This window comes from Ferroplasma sp. Type II, from assembly GCF_000496155.1.
Genome location: NZ_KI542778.1, coordinates 1 through 5,502, shown reverse-complemented (window position 1 = coordinate 5,502; position 5,502 = coordinate 1). Strand labels below are relative to the sequence as shown.

At 33.6% G+C, this 5,502-nt stretch carries 6 protein-coding genes and 1 pseudogene; 3 read left to right on the top strand and 4 right to left on the bottom strand.

Translation table 11 applies throughout. The features are described from left to right. From AMDU4_RS11070 to AMDU4_RS11055, 4 genes and pseudogenes are all read right to left on the bottom strand, one after another. Positions 1-725, bottom strand: a pseudogene (locus tag AMDU4_RS11070) (imidazolonepropionase); the annotation flags it as partial. A gap of 376 nt (positions 726-1,101) precedes the next feature. Beyond that, the gene (locus AMDU4_RS11065) at positions 1,102-1,554 is read right to left on the bottom strand and encodes a hypothetical protein (RefSeq protein WP_021788058.1); all 453 of its coding nucleotides are present in this window, start codon (positions 1,552-1,554) and stop codon (positions 1,102-1,104) included. A gap of 9 nt (positions 1,555-1,563) precedes the next feature. Beyond that, positions 1,564-2,655, bottom strand: a complete 1,092-nt coding sequence (locus AMDU4_RS11060) for a hypothetical protein (protein ID WP_290705145.1) — start codon at positions 2,653-2,655, stop codon at positions 1,564-1,566. A 456-nt stretch (positions 2,656-3,111) separates the two neighbouring features. Then, the gene (locus AMDU4_RS11055; RefSeq protein WP_021788056.1) at positions 3,112-3,423 is read right to left on the bottom strand and encodes a hypothetical protein; all 312 of its coding nucleotides are present in this window, start codon (positions 3,421-3,423) and stop codon (positions 3,112-3,114) included. A gap of 79 nt (positions 3,424-3,502) precedes the next feature. Between AMDU4_RS11055 and AMDU4_RS11050 the strand changes: the two genes are divergently transcribed. From AMDU4_RS11050 to AMDU4_RS11040, 3 genes are all read left to right on the top strand, one after another. Beyond that, positions 3,503-4,450 (top strand): IS5-like element ISFesp2 family transposase, encoded by a 948-nt coding sequence (locus tag AMDU4_RS11050; protein WP_021788055.1) that lies wholly within the window; start codon positions 3,503-3,505, stop codon positions 4,448-4,450. Positions 4,451-4,719: 269 nt separating this feature from the next. After that, the gene (locus tag AMDU4_RS11045) at positions 4,720-5,175 is read left to right on the top strand and encodes a peptidylprolyl isomerase (RefSeq protein ID WP_021788053.1); all 456 of its coding nucleotides are present in this window, start codon (positions 4,720-4,722) and stop codon (positions 5,173-5,175) included. A 72-nt stretch (positions 5,176-5,247) separates the two neighbouring features. Next, positions 5,248-5,502 (top strand): hypothetical protein (locus AMDU4_RS11040; protein WP_021788052.1); only part of this gene is annotated, 255 nt, incomplete at its 3' end.

Sequence of the window (5,502 nt, the reverse complement as noted above, 5' to 3'; positions counted from 1 at the left end):
AAATCCATTCCATGGTTAATTATTGGCCTTATTCCGAATTTATCCACAAGAGACATCAGAAACAGTGCGTCATCTTCCTTATGCAGGTGACACATTATTTTGTATTCCCCTCTTATTAATTTAATAAGAAACTCAGTTTTCGGGTCAATCTCATCTATTGTTTTCTTTCCCTTTTCCATCAGGTTGGCTGCCTTTTGTGCCAGTGTGAAATTTTCCCTAATTATGGCAGCAACACCCATTCTTGTTGTTGGCCTTATTCCCTTCCATTCAGTGGTGCTCCGTGGATTGTATCCCAGAGCCATTTTGACTCCGATATCCTTCACAAAAGCATCCTTTGTGTTTTTTGAGAAATTCCTGATCAGCGATCCCATGCCGCCCAATATATTTCCACTTCCGGGAAGAACAACGGAATATAATACATTGTTTTCTACGGATTCAGTGAATGCGTGGTCATCCATGTATACCCCATCAATCGCCCTGCCAAGAGGTATCATTGAATCAAGTTTGTCATTTGCCTCACTCTCTAATCCCGGTTCACCTGCCCTGTCCAGTCCAATATGGCTGTGTGGGTCAATGAATGCAGGGGTTACAACGCCCTCCTCAAGAATTTCGCAATCCGGCTTATTCCTGGATACTTCCATTATGCTGTCTCCATCGAAACTTACATAAACATTTTTCTGCACTCCCTTACCATCATAAAGCAAATTCGCCTTCACCGCTTTCATAACATAATATAAGACTATTTAATTTAAATTTAATCCATTGAGCAGTCCAGCAATTCATTAAAATATCTACAAAAGCGGAGTATTATTAACAAAATATAAATATTAAATTATGTCTAACACCGTGTTAAGTAATTTATATTACCATAGTTAAGGGCCTACTACCTAACTCCCCCGTGGCTTTTATGTTCAACCCATAGGTTTTCATCTTTTCTTTTACATTTTTAAATTGATCTTGTATATTTTTTATTTCATAATATAAATTTTTTAAGGCAATTTATAATTTACAGAAATTTACTTACTCTACCAATTATCGTATAACATACGATTTCATGAAAAATAATTAGGCAAAATTATTGAAAAATTATTACTGGTAAAATCATATGGCTGGAAATCCTAATAATATAATAGCCACATATACTATAAAACCTGTTAAACCTCCAATTTTTATAGATATTTTATAATTTTTTGTAATAATATCAAGGATAATTATTAATATAATACTCATTATAACAGAAATTACTAAATTATTAATGGGATCATAATAGTCTGGCAATAAAGTTGCAGGAGCTGAAGAGAGATTAAATAATCTATTAATTATAAAATAGTATCCAGGAAGATAATTTTCAGGAAATAACCATAAACGAAATCGTAGTTCAATGGAAATAATAAATGATATTGATATTGAAAATATAATAGATTTTATTGTAGAAGGGTTTGGGAGGTATTTTTTGTACACTATAAATAATACGATTGCAAGAAGGGAGAAGAAAATAAGTAAAATACTGTTTTCGTTTATCCAATAATATAAATTATTTATTATATTTAACATTTTTACACCTCATGTTGACACTATATATTCTCTATAACAATTATTGGAATCAGCTGATATCTGGCTATTGACCACTACTGTATTCTTATATACCGTCCATTGATTAATATCTGGAGCATAGGACCATATTTCATTGTGTATATAACCAGTATATGTCCCAGAGCTAAGTGTTATTTTTGTACAAACAGAGCTACGCCAGCTGGTGCCAAAATATCCCTGAAAACATGCGTTTATTTTGCTATAATCATTTCCATGGCTAGCTACACATGACACTTCATGCCAATTCGCATTATCATCTAGGCAATAATAGGCATTATAATCAGTACTGGTTCCATCTACTATAATTTCATTCTCAATATTGTAAATAGGGATGTTAAATGCCGAATTGTCATACAATTTAAATGCTAGAGTTGTTGCACATGGACTCAAAGGCAAGCGCATTGGCTTTATAACTGGATCTATTTTATATATTTGATTTTTATTTAGTTTTATATTATTAAAGTTCAATATTAGCTGATATGAATTGTTATTTATTCTTATTATGCCATTATGAAAAATATCCATTTCCTTATGCCATGATGTTTGTACCCCATTTATCAAAGATGAATTATAGTGATTCGATAAATCGATTGTTCTATAATTTTTGATACTGTTCCCTTCTACAAATTCTATATTGTATATCCCTTCTATATTACTTTTTATTACTATATTTGAGTTAATAGTATTGTTATTAACTGATAATACATTATATACGGTTGCATATTGATTAAATTCACTGAGTATTATAGAGTTGTTCCTGTAAAATACATTATATTCATGAAAATGCAATTGAACATCTGTATTACCTACAACCATATTTATTGACCATTTTATGCCATAACTACGATTATTTATATTTATTTTTAACAAGTTATTATACGATAATATACTATAATTATCTATTTCATAAACATTAAATTTCGGATTTGTAACATTTTTTAAATTATTTTCATTGGTGTTATAATAGCTTATGGAATTTGCGTTTACCGATGGGGTAGATATAAAATTATTAATGGATTCGTTGGTTTGACTCATACCTGTAACAGTGTTAAAACTCATCATTAAAAATATTGCCACCATTAATACGCCTATTACTATCTTTTTATTCGTGATAATATTAATTGATGGTTATATATATAGGTTGTGTACAATATATTGTGTAAATATAAACCCCCTGTTAATAATGATGTGATCATTAAATAACAGGGAGAAATACCTCTTCTGAAATACAAGGAGGTAATAAATTTAACAACCATCTTAACAGAAATGGTGTTTTACTATTTTACATGTAAAATTATAAGCCGTCTCATACTATATTAAAAGCAAGTCGAATGCAGGATATTATTAACAAAATAAAAATTCTGAATTAGAGCTAAGCTGATGTTTAAATGGTTATGAGAATTAATAGAAATTGAGACCTGAACTCAGCAGATAATATTTCTTCCATCTGATAAAATATAAGATTTCTTCTTAATCCATTATCTATTTCACACCAACTCTGCTGTGTTGAATAAATACTTAAGCAACATGTAGTCCGAGTTGCTTCATTTCTTCCTCTTCTGGGATTACTGTCCATTTCATGTAATCGGCCTTATATTTCTTGATAAAGGATACAACAGTATCCAGATCCTCCTCCCTTATCATGACCAGGCCTTTCTCATACCTTACCGAGGGAATTGTTTCCAGCAATCCTTCCCTGTGATAATGGTATTTTGAATAGTTGGAAGGATCATCGTATCCATAGAGTTTTCGCAGCATCCTGTCAACAGAACTCTTCTTTTCCCCGGACTTATAGCTGGCATGGATCTTCAGCAGAATTGCAGTATTCATGAAATATTATAATGGAAGGGCATAAATACCTTTTTGCTATCATACGGCTATGTATAGCCGTATTGAACAGGTGCTGTAAATGTCGAGATGGGGAAAGACTTACAAGGACAAAAGGAACTGGAAGGAATACAACGAGGAACTCGTAATAAGGGGAAAATTCTTCTTTGATTTTGATTTCGTGGATCAGTGGGGCTCTGAACTTGAGAAAATGAATCTTGGTAAGAGGGGATCACCATTCCTCTTCCCGGAATCGTTCATGCAGTTCATGATGATATGGCACCAGTATCTGGATTACCGTGGCCTCGAGGGAATGGCAAGATCACTTGTTAATCTTGGGATAATACCAGAATATGGTGATTATACCACCATATGGCACCGCATACATAATATGGTTCCTGACATTGACATTTCAGGCATTCAGTATGCAGAACTTGGTACCGATGGCACTGGAATGAAGACAAACAATGCAGGTTCTTACAGGATAATGAAATATGGAGATCCAGATGCAAGGCAGAGAAAGCATCTTGTTGTCATTATAACAGCAGATGTGAAGACAAAGAAGATTATAGGGATAGAATCACACATAGAGGGTACTGGATCATCTGAACCAGAAACTGCATCCACTCACATAAAGGAAGCAGTGAAGAAGGGAATAAATGTGAAAACATTCTACGGTGATGGTGCATTTGATGTGAACAATCTCTTCAACCTTATACATTCCATCGGTGCCATACCGGTGATTAAGATCAGGAAGAATGCCTCCACTGACAGGCAAAGGGGATCAAAACACAGAAGAAAGGAGGTAAGAGAATACAGAGAGAAAGGTTACAAACAGTGGGCAGAAGAGAAGCATTACGGAATGAGGTGGCCTGGGACTGAAGGAATATTCTCCGCAGTAAAGAGGAAGTTTGGAGAGAACTGTGTAAGCAGATCTACAGAAGGATTGAAAGCAGAGGGATCCCAGAGATTATGGATATACGACTATATAAACCAGAGGGCAAAGATGGAGGTAAATCAGATGAATTAGAGGCTGAAAAGAAGAATAAAATCAGAGGAAGAGTGAAGAGAGCGGAAATCATGATCTTTGTTCAACAGAGCATATTATTGACGAATATTTAAATACTATAATTTTTAACTTATGATTATTTCCTTATAATAAGCACATTGTATAATAATTTCTATGGTAATTTTTGCTTTTTTCTTTATGTGTATATAATTCTATTAATAGTTACATAATTACACCATACTATGGCGTCTGCGTGGAAAAGTATATAATTATAGATATTATCAGAGCATATGGCAATAGCAGTGCTGGAAACCAGTATAGGGAATATTGAAATTGAATTATTTGAGAAGGATATGCCAATTACAGCAGGCAATTTCAGAAAACTTATTGAACAGGGATTCTATAATAATACTATATTTCACCGGGTTATACCTGATTTCATGATACAGGGTGGTGATCCCACAGGAACTGGAATGGGTGGTCCAGGTTATAAAATAAAGGATGAGTTCACAAAAAACAACAGAAATGACAGAGGAACTATAGCTATGGCAAATGCAGGCCCGAACACTGGGGGGTCACAATTTTTCATAAATGTGGTGAACAACAACTATCTTGACAAAATGCATCCTGTATTCGGAAAGGTTGTGAAAGGGCTTGATGTGGCAGATAAAATAAGCAGGGTAAAGAGGGACAGGAACGACAGGCCTCTTGAAAAGGTTGTAATCAAGAAAGCCACTATAAAATAAAATTATTAACCTCATTTTCTCATTTTTTCCTCAATGACAAAACTATTTTCTTAACATTATCATTTTAATTTTATGAGGTATTTCAGGATAATAGAGATAGAAAATGTCGATATATCATCCGAAATAGCAAAATATAAGTCCACGAAACTTTTGATATCCGATGGAATACGATTAGAAAGGAATATCATGCATCATGATATAAAAATACAGAGAATTCTGACTCCTTATCAACTGGAACGCATAATAATAGATGGAGGCATTGAAAGGTATCTTATATTGATTTCCTCCTCTGTTTTTGACTCCTGGAGCCTTATAGTGATCGATGAA

Excerpts from the sequence above, each read along its gene's own strand:
- AMDU4_RS11060 (WP_290705145.1), bottom strand. The coding sequence starts at position 2,655 with ATGATGAGTTTTAACACTGTTACAGGTATGAGTCAAACCAACGAATCC.
- AMDU4_RS11065 (WP_021788058.1), bottom strand. The coding sequence starts at position 1,554 with ATGTTAAATATAATAAATAATTTATATTATTGGATAAACGAAAACAGT.
- AMDU4_RS11045 (WP_021788053.1), top strand. The coding sequence starts at position 4,720 with ATGGCAATAGCAGTGCTGGAAACCAGTATAGGGAATATTGAAATTGAA.
- AMDU4_RS11050 (WP_021788055.1), top strand. The coding sequence starts at position 3,503 with ATGTCGAGATGGGGAAAGACTTACAAGGACAAAAGGAACTGGAAGGAA.
- AMDU4_RS11055 (WP_021788056.1), bottom strand. The coding sequence starts at position 3,423 with ATGAATACTGCAATTCTGCTGAAGATCCATGCCAGCTATAAGTCCGGG.